Raw genomic sequence first — 17,897 nt, 5'->3', positions numbered from 1 at the left:
CGTACAGTAAGTTAATCATTCATGGAGAAAAATTATGATGTATGCCTTCAGGCAGGGACTGATCTGCCTGTTATTACTCTGGCTGCCCACATCGTGGGCGGCAGAGAGCGGCTGGCTGCGTTCCCCGGAGAACGACCATGCCAGCGTGCGACTGCGCGCCGATACGTCAGCACAGGGGGAAACCCGTCTGCTGATCGACGTCAAACTGGAAAACGGCTGGAAGACGTACTGGCGCTCGCCGGGGGAAGGCGGCGTTGCGCCTGCCATCGCCTGGCAAGGAGAGATGCCAGCGGTGGACTGGTTCTGGCCGACACCGGCCCGTTTTGACGTCGCCGGTATTACCACCCAGGGCTATCACCAACAGGTCACGTTTCCGCTGACCGTCCGGGGAGACACTCCCGAGCGCATTGCCGGTGTGCTGACGCTCTCTACCTGTAGCAACGTGTGTTTGCTGACCGACTACCCGTTTTCGCTCACGGCCTCTCAACAGGATGCCGGATTTGCACATGATTATGCTCAGGCGATGGGACGCGTGCCCCTGGCGCAAGGTCTGACGCAAACCCTGATCGCCGGTGCGCGTGACGGCGAGTTGGTGATCGAGGCGCAGCGCCGCGGTGGCTGGACCGCACCCGCGCTGTTCCTCGATAGCGTAGAGGACTCGGATTTTGCTAAACCCTTGATCCGGGTCGATGGCGAAAAACTTCACGCGACGGTGCCGGTTCACGATAGCTGGGGGGAAGGGGCGCCGAATCTGCGCGGCAAATCGCTCACGTTGGTGCTGGCGGATAACGGTGTGGCGCAGGAGAGCCAGCTTACCGTTGGTGATGCACCGGCGGCGGATACCGCCGGGTTGCCGCTCTGGCAGGTGGTCCTTATGGCGCTGGCGGGCGGACTGATCCTCAACCTGATGCCCTGCGTATTGCCGGTGCTGGGGATGAAGCTGGGTTCGATTTTGCTCGTTGAGGAGAAAAACCGCCAACAGATACGACGGCAGTTCCTCGCGTCGGTGGGCGGTATTCTGATCTCCTTCATGGCGCTGGCATTACTGATGACCGTGCTTCGCCTGAGCCATCAGGCGTTGGGTTGGGGGATCCAGTTCCAGAATCCATGGTTTATCGGCGTAATGGTGCTGGTGATGCTGACCTTCAGCGCCAGTCTGCTCGGTCTGTTTGAATTTCGCTTGCCGTCATCAATGACCACCCGACTGGCGACTTACGGCGGCAATGGTCTGGCGGGGCATTTCTGGCAGGGCGCGTTCGCCACGCTGCTGGCGACACCGTGCAGCGCGCCGTTTCTCGGTACGGCCGTGGCGGTGGCGCTGACGGCATCGCTGCCCGTGCTGTGGGGGCTTTTCTTCGCGCTCGGTGTCGGGATGAGCCTGCCGTGGTTGCTGGTCGCACTGCGTCCGGGTCTGGCGCTTCGTCTGCCGCGACCGGGACGCTGGATGAACGGACTGCGACGCCTGCTCGGCTTAATGATGCTCGGTTCGGCCCTCTGGCTGGCAACGCTGCTTCTGCCTCATCTGGGTTTTACCCCTCAGAGTGCGGTGAAAGAGAGTGTCCGCTGGCAGCCGCTGAGCGAGCAGGCGATCGCTGACGCGCTTGCGCAGCATAAGCGCGTATTTATCGATGTGACCGCCGACTGGTGCATTACCTGCAAGGTCAATAAATATAACGTGCTGAACACCGACGCGGTGCAGGCGGCGCTACAGCAACCGGATGTGGTGGCTCTGCGCGGCGACTGGACGCTGCCGTCTGATGACATTACGGCATTTCTGAAATCACGCGGCCAGGTTGCCGTACCGTATAACCAAATTTATGGCCCCGGCTTACCGAAAGGTCAGGCGCTGCCGACGTTATTAACGCGCGACGGTCTGTTAGAAACGCTGGCTGAAGCGAAAGGAGAAACGCCATGAAATCCCTGATCATCCTGTTATTTACCCTGTTCAGCGCGTTCAGCCTCGCCAAAGAAGCCGCGCCGTTTACCCCGGAGCAGGAAAAACAGATCGAAGCCCTCATTCAGGAGGCGTTGTTTAACGATCCGTCCAGTCCGCGCATTGGCGCAAAACACGCAAAACTGACGCTGGTGAATTTTACCGATTACAACTGTCCGTACTGCAAACAGCTTGATCCGCTGCTGGAGAAACTGGTGGCGAAATACCCGGACGTGGCGGTGATTATCAAACCGCTGCCGTTTAAAGGCGAAAGCTCGGTGCTGTCTGCGCGGACGGCGCTCACCACCTGGCGCGAGCATCCACAGCAGTTCCTCGCGCTGCATGAAAAGCTGATGCAAAAGAGGGGGTATCACACTGACGTCAGCATTAAGCAGGCGCAGCAAAAATCGGCTGCCAGTCCGGTCATACTGGATGAAAAAAGCAATGAAACGCTGAGCACCAATCTGCAACTGGCGCGACTCGTTGGCGTTCAGGGAACGCCGGCGACGATCGTTGGCGATGAACTGATCCCCGGTGCTGTTTCCTGGGAAGTCCTTGAGGAGATCGTCAAAGAAAAACTGGCGGTGGCAAATGGTCAGTAAGTTGCGGCGCTGGCTGCGTGAAGGTGTGATTTTTCTGCTCCTGCTGGCTGGTGGAATGTGGCTGATGGATGTCTGGCGCGCGCCACAGGCACCGACGGCTTTCGACAGTACACCGCTTTACACGCTGGATGGTGAACGGGTGACGCTGGCGGCATTAAGTGAGGAAGAGCCGCTACTCATCTATTTCTGGGCCACCTGGTGTGGCGTTTGCCGCTATACCACACCGGACGTTGCTCGCTTGCAGGCGCAAGGGAAGAATGTGCTGACCATCGCGCTGCGTTCGGGAGATGAACAGACGCTCACGCGCTGGCTGGCGCACAAAGGGATCTCTTTTCCCGTGGTCAACGATGCCAGTGGCGCACTTTCCCGCAGTTGGGATATCAGCGTCACCCCCACGCTGATCGTGGTGTCAAAAGGGCAGGTGGTTTCCACTACCAGCGGCTGGACCAGCTACTGGGGAATGCTCCTGCGGCTAGGGTGGGCGAAAATCAGTTGAGTCAAAACCGGGGAAACCCGGTTTTTTCCGCCATGAAATAGCCGTAACAATATACGATTCAAATATTAAGGCGAAAAGTAAACGGGGCTGAATCTATATTTTCGCGGTTTTTATTATTGCAAATGACGAGGAGTGATGGCATATCATGTAGCGATATAACGATGTTAATGCTTACAGGGATTATAAAGAAATGCGCAAGGGTAAAATTATTATTGCATCAATGATGGTGCTTTGTGTCCTTATTTTTCTGATTGCGATCGCCTGGTTTATGCTTTTTCAGGGGGAAATGACGGAGCCGACGGCAGAAGAAAAAAATGCCGCTGTTTTACAGGCGGCGGGCTTACTTAAGACGGATTCTCAGGATAAAAAATCGCGAGATAACCTGTATCAGCGTTCGATTATCGTGCGCACGGTAAATCTGGATTCCGGCGAGTGGGTGACGGACAAAACGGCCGCACAGAGATGTAAAAAACTCACTCCGGAGCAGGACCCTGCACAGATTCGTCAGCGCTGTTCGCTGGCGGAAGTTTACCTGGTAAAAGATAAGTATAATAAGATTCAGCAGGTTATCATTCCTGTTTCAGGCAAAGGGGCGAAATCGATGATGCACGCATTTCTCTCTTTGGGACTGGACGGCCGTACGGTGAACAATCTGTATTATTATCAGCAGCGAGAGACGCCATTTCTGGGGGCCAGGGTGAAAGATGAAAGCTGGCGTCAACAATGGCCGGGGAAAAAAGTGGCTGATGAGAATGGAACGCCGGCGTTGAAAATAGTTCAGGAGACATCAGGGAAGCATAATGAATATACCGTTGATGGTATTTCTGGTGCGACGCTGACGTCAACGGGCGTTGAGAAGAGTATTAACTACTGGATCAGCGAGCAGGGTTATGGCCCATTTTTGCAGCGACTGAAACAAGACCCGGAGATGTTGTATCGCTGAATGATGTGCGCCTGCGGATAATTTACTTTAAGCCAGTAGGCGCAGTATCATTAATTTTTTGCGGATTTACGCAACGTCGTCATTCAATTCCTGACGGTAGGGCGGTGTATTACCCTCCGTCAGATTTCGCCCTCCATCACATATCGATGAAATAAATTTACATAAGTTGTCACCCGTTGACATTTTTATGATCCAGGTCATGTACAACGTCAGCAAAAATCGATAATGATAATAATTATCATTTGTGTTCTTTGGTGCGTATCGTGCGTAAGTTTTGCCTCTCACTGCTGGTGACTCTCTTCAGTCTGCTCATAAGCGTTAGCGTATGGGCCGCGACAAACTATGCTCCGTTTATTGAAGATATTGAGCAACGTCTTGATAAAACAGCAGAACTTTATTCTCAGCAGCAAACCGATGAGGCGCGCCGTACGGTACAAATGGCCTACTTTGAGGTGTTCGAAAATCTCGAAGGTCCCATCCGCATTAACATTTCCGCCAGTAAAAGTTACGAAATGGAGAGCGCCTTCGGTGAAATCCGGCGGATGATTGGCGAGAAGAAACCGCTTGCTGATGTGCAGTCGAGAATCGACTGGCTGAAGGCATCGCTACGAGAAGTTGAACCGGTGCTGGACGGCGGACACCGACTGGTCGCGGAAGAGCAGCACAGCGCGCTCACCCGAACGGATATCGCTGTCCACTGGCAAGAGAGCTTCCGTATTATCGACGATCTGCTGGCCCAGGCGGTGAATGACTATCAGGCCGGGAACTACGCTACGGCCAGTCAGCACGTTCAGCAGGCGCACTATCAGGGATTCAAAAACTCTGAGATGGAAATGTCGGTCAGGCAGAATCGTTCGGCCAAAGATGCCGCCGCCATCAATCAACAGTTTTCCGCGCTGATTGCCCTTGCCGCCCAACCCGATCGTCTCAACGACGTCTCTTATCAGGTCACCACGCTGTTACAGGATATCGAGGATATTCTGCCTGGCTTACCGACGACCCGCGACGATCAGCAGATTGCGGCTCCACAAACTGCGGACAACGCTCCGGCGGTGGAGGAGGGGAGTTCGCGCACAAACTGGGGTGAAGTGGCCAGCGGAATCAATCAGAGCATTCAGGACGCCATTGCACGTTATCAACGCGGCGAGGCGCAGAATGCCATTCTGGATGTTCAGGATAGCTATTTCGATCGCTTCGAAGCCAGCGGCATGGAAAACAAAATCGGCTCCCGTGATTCGGCGTTCAAAACCACGCTGGAAGCCTACTTCACCCGTCTGGTCAGCTTGATGAAGGCCGGTCAGCCGGCCGAAAGACTCCAGTCAGAAGCGAGCGCGCTCGAGCAGGATCTGCAAAAAGCGGTGACGATGCTTGGCGAAGGAGAAGAGACGCAGTGGAGCCTGCTGCTTTACAGCCTGATGATCATTGTCCGTGAAGGGCTGGAAGCCCTGCTGATCGTGGCGGCGATTGTCGCCTACATGGTGAAAAACAATCATCAGGATAAGCTGCCGTTGATTCGCCAGTCGGTGATCGTCGCCCTGGTCGCCAGCGTGATCACCGCCGTGATTTTCCAGTTGCTGTTCACCAACTCGGGCGCCAGCCGGGAATTGCTGGAAGGCATCACGATGTTGATTGCGGTCGTGATGCTGTTCTTCATGAGCTACTGGCTGCTGTCTAAAGTAGAAGCCCGACACTGGAAGGCCTGGCTGGAAGGCAAGCTGTCTCACTCGCTGACGAAAGGGTCGCTGGTGGGGCTGTGGCTGACCAGTTTCCTCGCGGTCTATCGCGAAGGTGCCGAAACGGTTCTGTTCTACTACGCCCTGATCGGCGATGCCAAAGATGCCGCCGGACACATGGCGATTGGCGCGGGCTTTGTTATTGGCTGTGTCGTGTTACTGGCGGCGTGGCTGGTCATGCGTTATTCGGTGGTGCGTTTGCCGCTGAAACCCTTCTTTATGTTTACCGGCAGTTTCATGTACCTGATGGCCTTCGTGTTTGCGGGCAAAGGCGTGCTGGAACTGGTGGAAGGCAAACTGTTCCAGCCAACGTTGATTAACGGCTTCCCGGAAATCAGCTGGCTGGGGATTTATCCCTATGTGGAAACGCTGTTACCGCAGGCAGTATTGCTGCTCGCTGCGCTGCTTGCGCTGTGGGTAATGCGGCGAAAAAGCGCCGTTCCCGGGGAAACAATAAAAAACACTCTGTAGTTGTGATTTTAGACGAGAGGATATGTCTGATGACCATGAAGAAAACCCTGATTGCCAGCGCAGTGATGGCCGGAATTTTCACCGCACCGGCAGCGTTCGCCTTTAAAGAGTACCCGGCGGGCGAGCCTGTCGTGATGAATGAAATGGAGCTGGCCGCCGTTTACCTGCAGCCAATTGATATGGAACCGCGCGGCATGGGCTTACCGGCAGCCAAAGCCGATATTCACCTTGAGGCGGATATTCACGCGGTCGAAGGCAGTAAAAACGGCTTTGGCGCCGGTGAGTGGATCCCGTATCTGACCATCAGCTACACCCTGGTCAACAGCGATACCGGTGAAAAACAAGAAGGGACGTTTATGCCGATGGTCGCCAGCGATGGCCCTCACTATGGCGCGAACGTCAAGATGATGGGCGTGGGCAACTACAAAGTGACTTACCACATTGAACCGCCGTCAAAAGCGGGGATGCACCGTCACACCGACAGTGACACTGGCGTCGGTCGCTGGTGGAAACCGTTTGATGTGAGCTACGAATTTAAATACGTCGGTCTGAACTAAGAAAACCGATGCGCCGGGATGCTAACTCATCCCGGCCGAGTCAATCCGCTGTTCTGAGTCGATGTCATGAGTTACTTTTTCGTCACCACGCTACAGGTCTTTTTCTGCATCGCGCTACTCTCCGGTGTTCTCTGGAGTCGAAACGATCCCCCTTCCTTACGCCCTCTGGGCTGGACGCTGCTTATTGGCCTGGTGGCCGGCGTGCTGGCAGGACTGACGCTGCGCGGTTCACAACCGGTACAGCTGTTACTGGTCGGAACGGAAGTGATGGTCACGCTGCTGTTTGTGCTCAGCTTCTGGTGGGCGGGAAACCGCGTGCGCTATCTGTGGCAGGGGATTCTGGTCTTTGGCGCAGCGCGTCACTGGGCGCTCGATCCGAATCTCGGTGGCTTAACCAGCACGCATGTCCTGAATACTGAACTGCTGCTGAATCTGACGGCAGTGGTCCTTGCCTTCGCGATCCTCTGTCTGGCGGGCGTGCTTTGCGCCATGCTGTTGCGCCGAATCCGCGTGCTGTACTGGCCGTTCACCCTCATTCTGCTGGTCATGCTGTGGCTGCCGTTAAGCGGTAATTTGCTGTTGCTGTTGCTGAAGCTGCAGGTGCTGCCGCTGGCGAAATCGCTGCTGAGCTTTGTGGCGAAAGTGACCAATAATGCGCCAGCCTATAACTGGATGGCGGTGGGATTACTGCTGATTCTGGCGCTGTGCTGGCTGCCGTCGTTACTGAGCGCTCACCGGCAGACGCGGGCAACAGAAGAACCGATCGCTCATCGCCTGGCGCTGGCGCAGCGGCGTAATGCGCTGCGGCTTTGGCTGGTCACCCTCGGTTGCGCCGTGGTGGTGATTGCCGGGCAACTGTGGTGGGACAACGTCGCGTCTCAGCCGCCGCAGCTTTCGCAAGCCATCCCGGTAACGCTCGCCAGCGACGGCAGTGTCCATCTGCCCGTTGAACAACTGCGGGACGGTAAGCTGCATCGCTTTGTCTGGGTGGCTGACGATGGCAAAGCCGTGCGCTTTTTCATCATCAACCGCTATCCCGATAAACTGCGCTTTGGCGTGGTGTTTGATGCCTGTCTGCTGTGCGGCGATCAGGGCTATGTGATGGAAGGCAATCAGGTCATTTGCGTCGCCTGCGGGGTACACATTTTTATCCCTTCTATTGGCAAACCCGGCGGCTGCAATCCGGTGCCGATTGAAAACTGGCGCAACGATGAAAAAGAGTTAGTGATCCCCGGTAAAGAACTGGCCGCTGGCGTGAACTACTTCTCGACGGTGATGACCATTCAGGTGACCGATCCGGTTGACGGTTCAACGCTGACCAATACCTCGGCGGACTTCAAATACAGCTACGGCGGTAAGACCTGGTTCTTCTCCTCCGAAGCGAACTATGACCGTTTTCGTAAAACGCCGGAACAGTTTGTTCCTGCGGAACTGAGGGAGGAGTAACGATGCTGTGGCGAATGTTACGACAATCCTGGGGACGCAACCTGCGGCGTAAAGGGCTGGCGATTATCACGGTCTTTCTTGCAGCCAGCCTGATCTCGGCGCTGCTGGCGGTGTCTATCGATATCGGTGACAAAATGTCGAGGGAGCTCAAGTCCTACGGCGCGAACATCCTGATTGAGCCTGCCGGACAAGCGGCATTGCCTGCGCTGTTTAGCGAAAGCAGTAATCCGCTCTCGGGGCAGGATTTCCTTGATGAAGCTGAATTACCGAATATCAAAGATATTTTCTGGCGCAATAACATTGTTGGTTTTGCACCGATGCTGGGCGGTGAAGTCACCGTTAACGATAACGCGGTGCGCATTCTCGGGACGTTCTTCAGTCAGCCGGTCGATATTCCGGATGAAGAGGGATATGAAACCGGACAGAAAACGGTCAGCCCGTTCTGGCAGGTGACCGGTGACTGGCCGCAGGAAGGCGAGAACAGTCCACCGCAAACGCTGGTGGGGCACGCGCTGGCGCGACAAACAGGATGGAAAGCGGGTGATACGCTGGCGCTAAACAACGCGGGTACAACAGTTCATGTCACCGTCAGCGGGATCCTCTCCAGCGGCGGCGAGGAAGATAACCAACTGGTGATGCCGCTTGCGACGGCGCAGACGCTATTGGGGTTGCCCGGCAAGGTGCAGGCCATTCGTGTTTCGGCGCTGACGGTACCGGAAAATGAGCTTTCACGCCGTGCGCGGGAAAATCTGGATGCGCTCAATGCGGAAGAGTACGACCTCTGGTACTGCACTGCTTATGTTTCTTCTATCGCCCACCAACTGGAGGAAGCGATCTCCGGGGCGGAGGTGCGCCCGGTCTGGCAGGTCGCCGCATCTGAAGGGGTGGTGATTGATAAAATTCAGCTGCTGATGGCGGTGGTGACGGTTGCCGCGCTGGCGGCATCGGCAATGGGGATTGCCTCGCTGATGACCAGCACCATTATGGAACGCGCCAAAGAGATCGGTCTGATGAAGGCGCTTGGCGCGCGCCAGTGGCAGATCATGCTGCTGTTCTACCTCGAAGCCGCCTCCAGTGGGCTGGCAGGCGGGGCGCTGGGAAGCGTTGCCGGGTGGGGTCTGGCGAAAGCGATTGGCGTGATGCTGTTTGACGCGCCGCTCGATTTCGCCTGGATTGTGGTGCCGTGCGTGCTGGTGGTTGCGGTGCTGATTGCCCTGATCGGAACCTGGTTCCCGGCGCGGCGCATTGCGCGACTCTATCCCGTGGAGGTGCTGTATGGCCGCTAAACAGACAATGCTCTGGCTGCTGGTGTGGCGGGCGCTACGCCTGCGCTTTCAGCGGGTCAGCGTGGTTTTTGCCGCGCTGATGGTGGGGGCGACCATCGTGACGGCGCTGAGCGCGGTTTGGTTCGACATCAATACCAAAATGAGTGAAGAGTTGCGCACTTTCGGCGCCAATTTCTACATCGGGCCGGGACACGGCGCGAGTATGCCGCAGCAGGCGCTACAGACTATTCTGGATGACGCACCGCCGGGGCTGGTTCACGGCGCCAGTCCGTGGCTGTACGGCATGGCGCGTACCGAACTGGAAAAAGTGGTGATCGTCGGCGTCTGGTTTGAATCGTTGCAAAAACTGGTGTCTTACTGGCAGGTTCAGGGCAGCTGGATTGGCGTCAGCTTTGACGATCGCAACGCGATGATTGGCGTCAAGCTGGCGGAGCGCCTCAACGTTCAGCCCGGCGATAACGTCACGCTGGTCGATCATAATCAGCGAAAAAATCTGCAGATTAAAGGCATTGTCGAAGCCGGTGACGCCACGGACAACATGCTGATCGTCAGCCTCGACGTGGCGCAAGCCTGGCTGCATCAGCCGGGAAAAATCAGCCACGGCCTGTTGAGCGTAAGTAATGATGTCGGTCAGGTTGATCGCTATGCCAGCCGGCTGCAAAGCCAGTACCCGGATCTGGAGATTCGCCCGGTTCGTAAAGTCTCCGCCTCAGAAGGGCAGGTGCTGGATAAGATCAAAGGGTTGATGGGACTGGTCTCGCTGGTGATTCTGGCGCTCTCTTCCCTGTGCGTGAATACCACCCTGATGGCGATAGTCGGCGAGCGAGCCCGCGAATTCGCCCTGCAAAAAGCGCTGGGCGCCAGCAATGGCGACATCGTACGACAAATCTTGCTGGAAACCTGCATTATCGCCCTTGCGGCCGTGGTGTGCGGCTGGTTGTTGGGTTATCTGCTGGCGCAACTGTTGGGACTGACGGTATTTAATGCGGCGATCTCGCTGCGTCTACCGGTGCTGCCCATCACCCTCGTATTGTCTTTACTGGTCGCCATTCTGGCGGCGATTGTTCCGGTACGACGCGCAGTCAGCGTCGAACCCGCTAAAGTGCTGAAAGGAGAGTAGCGCCATGTCCGTGACGCAGATTCCACAGGTGGCGATCGAAACACGTCACCTCTATAAACGGTTTGGCGACGTTACCGCCCTGGATGATATTAACCTGCGGATTACGCAAGGGGAGTTTGTCGCCATTATGGGGGCCTCCGGTTCCGGGAAAACGACGTTGATGAACATTCTCACTTGCCTGGATACCGCAACGGAAGGCCAGGTGTTCCTTGATGGAACGGACGCCGCCGCACTGGACGAAGAGGGACGGCGTCGTTTTCGCGCCGAGAAGATTGGTCTGGTGTTCCAGCAATTCCATCTCATTCCCTTTTTAACCGCGCTGGAAAATATCATGCTGGCACAGCACTATCACAGCGTTGTGGACGAGGCAGCGGCCAGAAAAGTACTGGAACAGGTCGGCCTTGGGCACCGCGTCACCCATTTACCCAGCCAGCTTTCCGGCGGGGAGCAGCAGCGTGTCTGTATTGCGCGGGCGCTGGTGAATGAGCCGCCGGTCATTTTTGCGGATGAACCGACCGGCAACCTCGATGAAGAGAATGAACAGCGGGTGTTGGATTTGCTTACCGATTTGCACCGCCAGGGGCGCACGATAGTCATGGTGACGCATAACCCGGCGCTTGGGCAGTTTGCCGATCGCATTTTGCGTCTGCAACACGGAAAGTATCAGGGAGAGGAGGCGATGCAACATGCGCTGGCTTAACGTTTTCATTCTCTCACTGGCGGTATTGCTCAGTGGCTGTAAAGAGGAAAAGCTGGCTGTAGGCGAAACGGCTCCGGCGCTGGCAGCCTTTGATTTACAGGGCAAGGCGTCCGGACTGGATCGCTGGCAGGGGAAATCCATCTACCTGAACTTCTGGTCGGCAGGCTGCGGTGGCTGTCTGGCGGAGATGGATTCGCTGGAAACGCTCAGCCAGAAATGGGGCGATAGCGTGGTAGTGGTGGCGGTGAATACCGATCCGGGAACGGTCAGCCTGGATGCGCTGCTGGCGAAGCATCAGGTGTCGTATCCGGTCCTTCGCGATCAGATGAAGATCACTCAGGAACGATATCAGGTCATCGGCACACCGACCTCGGTCCTGATTGACCCACAGGGTCGGGTGCTGGAGTGGCATCAGGGAATGCGTAAACCGGCGGAATTAGCCGCCACGTTCGCCCGTCTCGCGGGGCAATAAGTTTTCGGTGGAGGGATACCGCTGATGGCATTTATCTGGAACGACGAGAGCCTGGCTCTCCTGCGTGAAAACGCGGGCGTCCTCTCGACGCAACACATTGCGCAGATGCTGTGCACCAATGTGACAGTGGTGCGCAATATGGCTTACCGGCTGAAACTCAGTTTGCGTGTGTCGGCGTATAACCAGAAGAGAATTCAACAGGTTCAGGCACTGTATGAATCCGATGAACCGCTGACCATGAAGGAGATTGCCGTGCGAACCGGGCTTACGTTCAGCACGGTGCAGTATATCGTCTATGTCAAACTGAAACATAAGCCCTATGCCACCCGCGAGTTTATCGCATTCGAAACACAGGATGCGGTGCATTACCGCGTGCAAAAAGAGTTTGTCGATACCGAGCGTTCGCGACTGCAGCAACCGATGGATAATAGCCGTTTTCAGGAATTGTATCTCAAAGACGGGACGGCCTACTGCGCGCGTAACATCCGCCATGAAGTCATTATCTCTGAATAGCTGAAACCACATTTCGTTCGCTGACGAAGCAAGCATCGTCGCGAGCATTCAGGATGGGTCATCTTCTCCTTACAGGACTCTGAAGCATGACCCTTCTTTTTGCATTCGATCCCGACCAGGTTGTGATGATTGCCTTGACCTTTGTTCTTGCGGGGATGGTGAAAGGCGTCACTGGCATGGGACTGCCCACTGTGGCGATGGGGATCCTCGGTTCGCTGATCTCACCGGTTGCGGCGGCAGCTATGCTGCTGTTACCTTCGCTGGTCAGCAATCTGTTTCAGTTTGGCGGCGGTGGGAATACCCGGATGTTGCTGATACGACTCTGGCCGATGCTGCTAACGGTGGTGATTGCCACCCTGTTGGCCAGCGTCTGGATCACCGGTGGCGATACTTCCCACACACAGTTTGCGCTGGGGCTGGCGCTGATGGTGTATGCGCTCTGGACCCTGGCAGGAAAACGGATTGCGGTCGCACCGCAGCGTGAAAAACCGCTCTCATTGATCGTTGGATTCGCCACCGGGTTGTTGACCGGCGGAACGGGCGTCTTTGTGATGCCGGCGGTGCCGTGGATCCAGTCGCTGGGCTTTGAGAAGGATGAACTGGTTCAGGCGCTCGGTATCTCTTTTACCTTTTCCACGCTGGCGTTAGCACTTGGACTGTGGTGGCACGGCGCGCTCCCCATGCAGTCGCTGAGCTTATCGGCATTCGCCATCGTTCCGGCGCTGATCGGCCAGTGGGCAGGCACCCGTATCCGGCGGGTGATCTCACCCGTTGTTTTTAAACGTTGCTTTCTGTTTTGTCTGATGGGGCTAAGTATCGAAATGATGCTCCGTGCTGTGACTTAATGACAAAATCGTGCCATGGTTAACCCTCCCCCGAGGCTGAGAGGTCAGTATGACGTCAATAGTCGTAAATGAAGAAGACGGCGAACTGGAATCGCGAATGGCGCTGACGGCGGCGGTAATGGCGGACAAATCGCGATCCCGGATGCTGTGCGCGCTGATGGATGGTCGGGCATGGACGGCGACGGAACTGAGCGCGGTGGCGGATATCTCAGCGTCTACCGCCAGTGCGCACCTGGCCCGTCTGTGCGAGCAGCGGTTTGTGGTTTCTCTCGCCCAGGGGCGGCACCGCTATTTTCGCCTCGCAAGTACAGACATAGCGGAACTGCTGGAGCGCCTGATGGGTGTCGCCTGGGCATCAACAGCATCGCGAAAAATCACTACGCCGCTGAGTTTGCGTCAGGCCCGGACCTGTTATGACCATCTGGCGGGAGAAGTGGCGGTGAGACTGTTTGATACGCTGGTTTCCCGGCAGTGGCTGGCGGCAGATGGTGAAACCCTGACGCCTCTGGGTGAGGAGAAAATGACGGAACTGGGCATTGTGGTACAGGCTGGCGCGTCACGACGCAAATTTAGCTGCGGCTGTCTGGACTGGAGCGAACGACGTTATCATCTGGGTGGTGTGCTCGGCGCCGCGCTACTGACCTGGCTAATCGGGCAGCGGTGGATCAAAACGGCACCGGGAAGCCGCCAGGTCACCTTCACGCCCTCCGGGATCCGCAAGCTGCAAATGATATTCGGCATCAATATGATGCGCTGAATCCCTGTTTTGCGGTCTCGTTCCCGGAAAAGTGTCATATATCTGTCACACTTATAAATGACGAATAACAACACGAGGTCGTAGGGATGAACAAATCGTTAATTGCCGCCGCTGTGGCAGGGGTTGTGATGTTGTCTTCTGCCGCGCAGGCGCAAACGGCGCCGGAAGGCTATCAGCTACAGCAAGTATTGATGATGAGTCGACATAACTTACGTGCGCCGCTGGCGAATAATGGCAGCGTGCTGGAGCAGTCCACTCCGAATAAATGGCCTGAATGGGATGTGCCGGGCGGACAGCTCACCACCAAAGGTGGCGTGCTGGAAGTGTATATGGGCCATTACATGCGTGAATGGCTGGCAGAGCAGGGGATGGTGAAATCCGGCGAGTGCCCGGCACCGGATACGGTCTATACCTATGCCAACAGTCTGCAGCGTACGGTCGCGACCGCCCAGTTCTTTATCACCGGCGCGTTCCCTGGCTGCGATGTTCCGGTGCATCACCAGGAAAAAATGGGCACCATGGACCCGACCTTTAACCCGGTGATCACCGATGACTCGGCGGCCTTCCGCGAGAAAGCCGTACAGGCGATGGAAAAAGAGCGCAGCCAGATGCAACTTGATGACAGCTACCAGTTGCTGGAGCAGATGATCAACTACAAAGACTCGCCATCGTGCAAGGAAAAACAGCAGTGTTCTCTGACTGAGGCTAAAGATACCTTTAGCGCGAACTATGAGCAGGAGCCAGGCGTCTCCGGGCCGCTGAAAGTGGGTAACTCGCTGGTGGACGCCTTCACGCTGCAATACTACGAAGGATTCCCGATGGATCAGGTGGCCTGGGGCGAAATTAAATCCGATCAGCAGTGGAAGGTGTTGTCGAAACTGAAAAATGGCTACCAGGACAGCCTGTTTACCTCTCCGGAAGTCGCGCGTAATGTGGCGAAACCGCTGGTGAAATACATCGACAAAGCGCTGGTGACCGAACAGGCGAAAGCGCCGAAAATCACCGTGCTGGTAGGACATGACTCAAACATCGCCTCACTGCTCACCGCACTGGAATTCAAACCCTATCAGTTACATGATCAGAACGAACGCACGCCGATTGGCGGCAAAATTGTCTTCCAGCGCTGGCATGACACGAAGGCCAGCCGCGATCTGATGAAAATTGAGTATGTGTATCAGAGTTCAGATCAACTGCGTAATGCGGATGTGCTGACGCTGAAAGCCCCGGCGCAACGCGTGACCCTGGAGTTGAAGGGATGCCCGATTGATGCGAACGGTTTCTGTCCGATCGACAAGTTTGACACGTTGTTGAATGAGGCGGCGAAGTAAATGAGGTTCCCCCGCGTAAGCGGGGGAATTGACGGATTAAACGTTTTTACGTTCGATGGTTTGTTCGCCCCAGAAGAGCGCGTCTTTATCTGTCTTATCAAAGGCTTTGATGAGCACTTCATCGCTGCCTTCTTCCCAAATTTTTTCTGCCAGCTTCTCGTCATATCCGGCAACTTCAAATATGGCTTCGGCTATTTCCGGCGATGTATTGCGCAGACTTGCCCACTCACCGACGTGATGAGCCTTCGCTTCTTGAGTTGGCATTCTTATCCTCCCGTTGAAGATTAGCCGTTGAGCTTCACTGCCAGACCGGCAACGTATTCGCCCTGGTAACGTGCGATAGAGAGCTCTTCCTGACTGGGCTGGCGTGAACCGTCACCACCGGCAATGGTCGTTGCGCCATAAGGCGTACCACCGCGAACCTGCGAAACATCGAACAGTTCCTGCGCGGCATAGCCAATGGGCACAATCACCATCCCATGATGGGCAAGTGTAGTCCATGTGGACGTAATCGTTTGTTCCTGGCCGCCGCCTGTCCCGGTAGAACTGAAAACGCTGGCGAGTTTGCCATACAACGCGCCGGACGCCCACAATCCGCCCGTCTGATCCAGGAAGGTACGCATCTGGCCTGACATATTGCCAAAGCGCGTTGGCGTACCAAAAATAATGGCGTCGTAATCAGCCAGTTCCTGCGGGGTTGCGACGGGGGCATTTTGAGTTTTACCGCCAGCTTTAGCGAAGATTTCCGCCTGCATCGTTTCTGGTACGCGTTTGATGGTGACCTCCGCGCCATTCACTTTGCTCGCTCCTTCTGCCACCGCATGTGCCATCGTTTCGATGTGTCCGTACATGGAATAATAAAGCACCAGAACTTTTGCCATTTGCACTACTCCTCGGTTTATCGAAAGCAGCAAATTGCTGCACTTATTTAAAGATAAGTCGTGTCGACGAGAGTGCAAGCCTTAGAAACATTTCTTTGATTTATAATAAATTTCATCATGATTTTAAGCGGCCCCATGCCAACGGCGCGTTCTGAATTATCATGAAACATTTTTGCCGCACAGGCTTTCTTTTGCCATAAGAAACAATTATGCGGCTTGTTCGCGGCGGTAGAGCCATACGCGGGCAAAGATATTACAGAATGTTACGAATCGACTCATCCACGAGCGGTGTTCACTATGCTTAGTTCCACGCGGTGATTATTATGACATGGGTCATACGCCGTGAGGGGAGACTCCCCGACACCTGGACACGACGATGTCTAATCAATGACGGAGGTCAGTAATGGCAAACCATCGAGGCGGCTCCGGCAATTTTGCCGAAGACCGTGAAAGAGCATCAGAAGCAGGTCGTAAAGGTGGTCAGCACAGCGGGGGAAATTTCAAGAACGACCCGCAGCGTGCCTCTGAAGCCGGTAAGAAAGGGGGTAAAAGTAGCCACGGCAATCGTAATTCGTAACGACCAGGCCTGCTACCCCGGAAACGCATCACGAACGCATCCCATCCCGACGTGATGATGCCACCGCCGCCGGATCCTCCGGCGGTTTTTTTTACCCGTCAGGTTGAACTGAAATGAAACGCCCCGCAGACTATGCGCCATTGCCGGATTCACGGAACAAGGAGAAGGGCATGGTTCAACGTGCGGAGAAAAAAACAGGCAAACGCTCGCAGGCGGTCAGCGCGAAACGCGAGGCGATTCTGACGGCCGCGTTAAATACGTTTTCACAATATGGCTTTCATGGCACACGCATTGAGCAAATTGCCGAACAGGCCGGCGTCTCCAAAACCAATCTTCTTTATTACTACCCGTCAAAAGAGGCGCTGTATGTCGCCGTGCTGCGACAGATTCTGGATATCTGGCTGGCCCCCTTAAAAGCATTTCGGGAAGATTTTGCGCCGTTGGCCGCTATTGAAGAGTACATCCGGCTGAAGCTGGAAGTGTCCCGTGACTACCCGCAGGCCTCGCGGCTTTTTTGCATGGAGATGCTGGCTGGCGCACCGTTGTTGATGGATGAATTGACTGGCGATCTGAAAGCGCTGATTGATGAAAAGTCCGCGCTGATTGCCGGTTGGGTGAAGAGCGGCAAGCTGGCGCCGATCGACCCGCACCATCTGATCTTCATGATTTGGGCTTCAACACAGCATTACGCCGACTTTGCGCCTCAGGTTGAAGCGGTGACGGGCGCAACGCTGCGTGACGAAACCTTTTTTAATCAGACGGTTGAAAACGTTCAGCGCATGATTATTGAGGGAATTCGCGTTCGTTAATTGGCTGGCGGCAGCGGGCAGCTCATATCGCCTTCTTCGCACTGCAGCAGCGAGGCGAGAAACGCTTCACGCTCGGCGGTTTTATCCGCCAGGCACTGATTGGCGATCATCACCTGAGCACTTCCCCCCTCGGTGCCAGAGCTGATAAGCGCGCAGTCGGCATCACGCATGGCGATCCATGCGGTCTGCGCCTTTTTCAGCAGTTCCTGCTGTGGCGGGGCTGCGCGTTTCAGCGCATTCTGATACGTTTCATTCAGTTCTTTGTCTGCCGCCTGGTATTGGGTGACGGCGCAGGTGTTCATTTCCGCTTGCGTACTGGCATTAGCGCAGTCATCGGCCAGCGCCTGACCGCTGAGCAACAGCGCAGCGCAGGTGAGTAGTATTCGTTTCATCATTCCCTCTGGATCCATAAAAAAAGGCCCCGTTTC

20 protein-coding genes are annotated in these 17,897 nt (G+C 55.7%); 17 read left to right on the top strand and 3 right to left on the bottom strand.

Annotated elements, in window-relative coordinates; genetic code table 11:
* Positions 1 to 34 precede the first annotated feature (34 nt).
* From WM46_RS09230 to agp, 15 genes are all read left to right on the top strand, one after another.
* The gene (locus WM46_RS09230; protein ID WP_102602076.1) at positions 35 to 1,915 is read left to right on the top strand and encodes a protein-disulfide reductase DsbD domain-containing protein; all 1,881 of its coding nucleotides are present in this window, start codon (positions 35 to 37) and stop codon (positions 1,913 to 1,915) included.
* On the top strand, positions 1,912 to 2,535 hold the full coding sequence (locus WM46_RS09225; protein ID WP_102602075.1) for a DsbA family protein: 624 nt from the start codon (positions 1,912 to 1,914) through the stop codon (positions 2,533 to 2,535). The genes WM46_RS09230 and WM46_RS09225 overlap by 4 nt, the downstream gene beginning before the upstream one ends.
* Positions 2,525 to 3,031, top strand: a complete 507-nt coding sequence (locus tag WM46_RS09220) for a protein disulfide oxidoreductase (RefSeq protein WP_102602074.1) — start codon at positions 2,525 to 2,527, stop codon at positions 3,029 to 3,031. The genes WM46_RS09225 and WM46_RS09220 overlap by 11 nt, the downstream gene beginning before the upstream one ends.
* A gap of 190 nt (positions 3,032 to 3,221) precedes the next feature.
* Positions 3,222 to 3,974: an NADH:ubiquinone reductase (Na(+)-transporting) subunit C gene (nqrC, locus tag WM46_RS09215; RefSeq protein ID WP_102602073.1), complete on the top strand. Its 753-nt coding sequence runs from the start codon at positions 3,222 to 3,224 to the stop codon at positions 3,972 to 3,974.
* 263 nt (positions 3,975 to 4,237) lie between these two features.
* Positions 4,238 to 6,178: an FTR1 family protein gene (locus WM46_RS09210; protein WP_102602072.1), complete on the top strand. Its 1,941-nt coding sequence runs from the start codon at positions 4,238 to 4,240 to the stop codon at positions 6,176 to 6,178.
* Positions 6,179 to 6,207: 29 nt separating this feature from the next.
* Entirely contained in the window at positions 6,208 to 6,735 is a 528-nt protein-coding gene (locus WM46_RS09205; RefSeq protein ID WP_042319779.1) for an iron transporter, read from the top strand.
* 66 nt (positions 6,736 to 6,801) lie between these two features.
* Positions 6,802 to 8,181 (top strand): Fe-S-containing protein, encoded by a 1,380-nt coding sequence (locus WM46_RS09200; RefSeq protein ID WP_102602071.1) that lies wholly within the window; start codon positions 6,802 to 6,804, stop codon positions 8,179 to 8,181.
* Between the two features lie 2 nt (positions 8,182 to 8,183).
* Positions 8,184 to 9,467, top strand: a complete 1,284-nt coding sequence (locus tag WM46_RS09195; protein ID WP_102602070.1) for an ABC transporter permease — start codon at positions 8,184 to 8,186, stop codon at positions 9,465 to 9,467.
* The gene (locus tag WM46_RS09190; RefSeq protein ID WP_102602069.1) at positions 9,457 to 10,587 is read left to right on the top strand and encodes an ABC transporter permease; all 1,131 of its coding nucleotides are present in this window, start codon (positions 9,457 to 9,459) and stop codon (positions 10,585 to 10,587) included. The genes WM46_RS09195 and WM46_RS09190 overlap by 11 nt, the downstream gene beginning before the upstream one ends.
* Positions 10,588 to 10,591: 4 nt before the next feature.
* Positions 10,592 to 11,287 (top strand): ABC transporter ATP-binding protein, encoded by a 696-nt coding sequence (locus tag WM46_RS09185; RefSeq protein ID WP_061077124.1) that lies wholly within the window; start codon positions 10,592 to 10,594, stop codon positions 11,285 to 11,287.
* Complete coding sequence (locus tag WM46_RS09180) at positions 11,274 to 11,759, top strand: TlpA family protein disulfide reductase (protein WP_187394471.1); 486 nt, start codon at positions 11,274 to 11,276, stop codon at positions 11,757 to 11,759. Before WM46_RS09185 ends, WM46_RS09180 begins: the two co-directional genes overlap by 14 nt.
* Positions 11,760 to 11,783: 24 nt before the next feature.
* Positions 11,784 to 12,272 (top strand): MarR family transcriptional regulator, encoded by a 489-nt coding sequence (locus WM46_RS09175; RefSeq protein ID WP_061077126.1) that lies wholly within the window; start codon positions 11,784 to 11,786, stop codon positions 12,270 to 12,272.
* 86 nt (positions 12,273 to 12,358) lie between these two features.
* Positions 12,359 to 13,117 carry a sulfite exporter TauE/SafE family protein gene (locus WM46_RS09170; RefSeq protein ID WP_102602067.1) on the top strand — a complete coding sequence of 253 codons (759 nt, stop codon included), beginning with the start codon at positions 12,359 to 12,361 and terminating at the stop codon, positions 13,115 to 13,117.
* A 49-nt stretch (positions 13,118 to 13,166) separates the two neighbouring features.
* Positions 13,167 to 13,874, top strand: coding sequence for an ArsR/SmtB family transcription factor (locus WM46_RS09165; RefSeq protein ID WP_102602066.1), 708 nt, complete (start codon positions 13,167 to 13,169; stop codon positions 13,872 to 13,874).
* An 86-nt stretch (positions 13,875 to 13,960) separates the two neighbouring features.
* Entirely contained in the window at positions 13,961 to 15,202 is a 1,242-nt protein-coding gene (gene agp / locus WM46_RS09160) for a bifunctional glucose-1-phosphatase/inositol phosphatase (RefSeq protein WP_102602065.1), read from the top strand.
* A gap of 36 nt (positions 15,203 to 15,238) precedes the next feature.
* On the opposite strand, the gene WM46_RS09155 is transcribed toward agp, so the two are convergent.
* Positions 15,239 to 15,466 carry a YccJ family protein gene (locus WM46_RS09155; RefSeq protein ID WP_042319758.1) on the bottom strand — a complete coding sequence of 76 codons (228 nt, stop codon included), beginning with the start codon at positions 15,464 to 15,466 and terminating at the stop codon, positions 15,239 to 15,241.
* Between the two features lie 20 nt (positions 15,467 to 15,486).
* A complete protein-coding gene (wrbA, locus tag WM46_RS09150) occupies positions 15,487 to 16,083 on the bottom strand; it encodes an NAD(P)H:quinone oxidoreductase (RefSeq protein ID WP_042319755.1) in 597 nt (198 codons plus the stop codon).
* Between the two features lie 403 nt (positions 16,084 to 16,486).
* On the opposite strand from wrbA, the gene WM46_RS09145 reads away from it, so the two are divergent.
* Together WM46_RS09145 and rutR are read left to right on the top strand one after the other, a co-directional pair.
* Positions 16,487 to 16,660 carry a general stress protein gene (locus WM46_RS09145; protein WP_012132907.1) on the top strand — a complete coding sequence of 58 codons (174 nt, stop codon included), beginning with the start codon at positions 16,487 to 16,489 and terminating at the stop codon, positions 16,658 to 16,660.
* A 170-nt stretch (positions 16,661 to 16,830) separates the two neighbouring features.
* Positions 16,831 to 17,469 carry an HTH-type transcriptional regulator RutR gene (gene rutR, locus WM46_RS09140; RefSeq protein WP_102602064.1) on the top strand — a complete coding sequence of 213 codons (639 nt, stop codon included), beginning with the start codon at positions 16,831 to 16,833 and terminating at the stop codon, positions 17,467 to 17,469.
* Here the strand turns inward: rutR and WM46_RS09135 are convergent.
* Positions 17,466 to 17,861 carry a lysozyme inhibitor LprI family protein gene (locus WM46_RS09135; protein WP_102603808.1) on the bottom strand — a complete coding sequence of 132 codons (396 nt, stop codon included), beginning with the start codon at positions 17,859 to 17,861 and terminating at the stop codon, positions 17,466 to 17,468. The genes rutR and WM46_RS09135 overlap by 4 nt on opposite strands.
* Between the last annotated feature and the right edge of the window lie 36 nt (positions 17,862 to 17,897).

The organism is Citrobacter freundii complex sp. CFNIH2 (genome assembly GCF_002880615.1).
Taxonomy (GTDB): Bacteria; Pseudomonadota; Gammaproteobacteria; order Enterobacterales; family Enterobacteriaceae; genus Citrobacter_A; species Citrobacter_A amalonaticus_F.
This window is presented reverse-complemented; position numbering and strand designations above follow the sequence as displayed.

Excerpts from the sequence above, each read along its gene's own strand:
- WM46_RS09155 (WP_042319758.1), bottom strand. The coding sequence starts at position 15,466 with ATGCCAACTCAAGAAGCGAAGGCTCATCACGTCGGTGAGTGGGCAAGT.
- rutR (WP_102602064.1), top strand. The coding sequence starts at position 16,831 with ATGGTTCAACGTGCGGAGAAAAAAACAGGCAAACGCTCGCAGGCGGTC.
- WM46_RS09165 (WP_102602066.1), top strand. The coding sequence starts at position 13,167 with ATGACGTCAATAGTCGTAAATGAAGAAGACGGCGAACTGGAATCGCGA.
- WM46_RS09200 (WP_102602071.1), top strand. The coding sequence starts at position 6,802 with ATGAGTTACTTTTTCGTCACCACGCTACAGGTCTTTTTCTGCATCGCG.
- agp (WP_102602065.1), top strand. The coding sequence starts at position 13,961 with ATGAACAAATCGTTAATTGCCGCCGCTGTGGCAGGGGTTGTGATGTTG.
- WM46_RS09190 (WP_102602069.1), top strand. The coding sequence starts at position 9,457 with ATGGCCGCTAAACAGACAATGCTCTGGCTGCTGGTGTGGCGGGCGCTA.
- WM46_RS09230 (WP_102602076.1), top strand. The coding sequence starts at position 35 with ATGATGTATGCCTTCAGGCAGGGACTGATCTGCCTGTTATTACTCTGG.
- WM46_RS09195 (WP_102602070.1), top strand. The coding sequence starts at position 8,184 with ATGCTGTGGCGAATGTTACGACAATCCTGGGGACGCAACCTGCGGCGT.
- nqrC (WP_102602073.1), top strand. The coding sequence starts at position 3,222 with ATGCGCAAGGGTAAAATTATTATTGCATCAATGATGGTGCTTTGTGTC.
- WM46_RS09135 (WP_102603808.1), bottom strand. The coding sequence starts at position 17,861 with ATGAAACGAATACTACTCACCTGCGCTGCGCTGTTGCTCAGCGGTCAG.
- WM46_RS09220 (WP_102602074.1), top strand. The coding sequence starts at position 2,525 with ATGGTCAGTAAGTTGCGGCGCTGGCTGCGTGAAGGTGTGATTTTTCTG.
- WM46_RS09145 (WP_012132907.1), top strand. The coding sequence starts at position 16,487 with ATGGCAAACCATCGAGGCGGCTCCGGCAATTTTGCCGAAGACCGTGAA.
- WM46_RS09205 (WP_042319779.1), top strand. The coding sequence starts at position 6,208 with ATGACCATGAAGAAAACCCTGATTGCCAGCGCAGTGATGGCCGGAATT.
- WM46_RS09170 (WP_102602067.1), top strand. The coding sequence starts at position 12,359 with ATGACCCTTCTTTTTGCATTCGATCCCGACCAGGTTGTGATGATTGCC.
- WM46_RS09180 (WP_187394471.1), top strand. The coding sequence starts at position 11,274 with ATGCGCTGGCTTAACGTTTTCATTCTCTCACTGGCGGTATTGCTCAGT.
- WM46_RS09225 (WP_102602075.1), top strand. The coding sequence starts at position 1,912 with ATGAAATCCCTGATCATCCTGTTATTTACCCTGTTCAGCGCGTTCAGC.
- wrbA (WP_042319755.1), bottom strand. The coding sequence starts at position 16,083 with ATGGCAAAAGTTCTGGTGCTTTATTATTCCATGTACGGACACATCGAA.
- WM46_RS09185 (WP_061077124.1), top strand. The coding sequence starts at position 10,592 with ATGTCCGTGACGCAGATTCCACAGGTGGCGATCGAAACACGTCACCTC.
- WM46_RS09175 (WP_061077126.1), top strand. The coding sequence starts at position 11,784 with ATGGCATTTATCTGGAACGACGAGAGCCTGGCTCTCCTGCGTGAAAAC.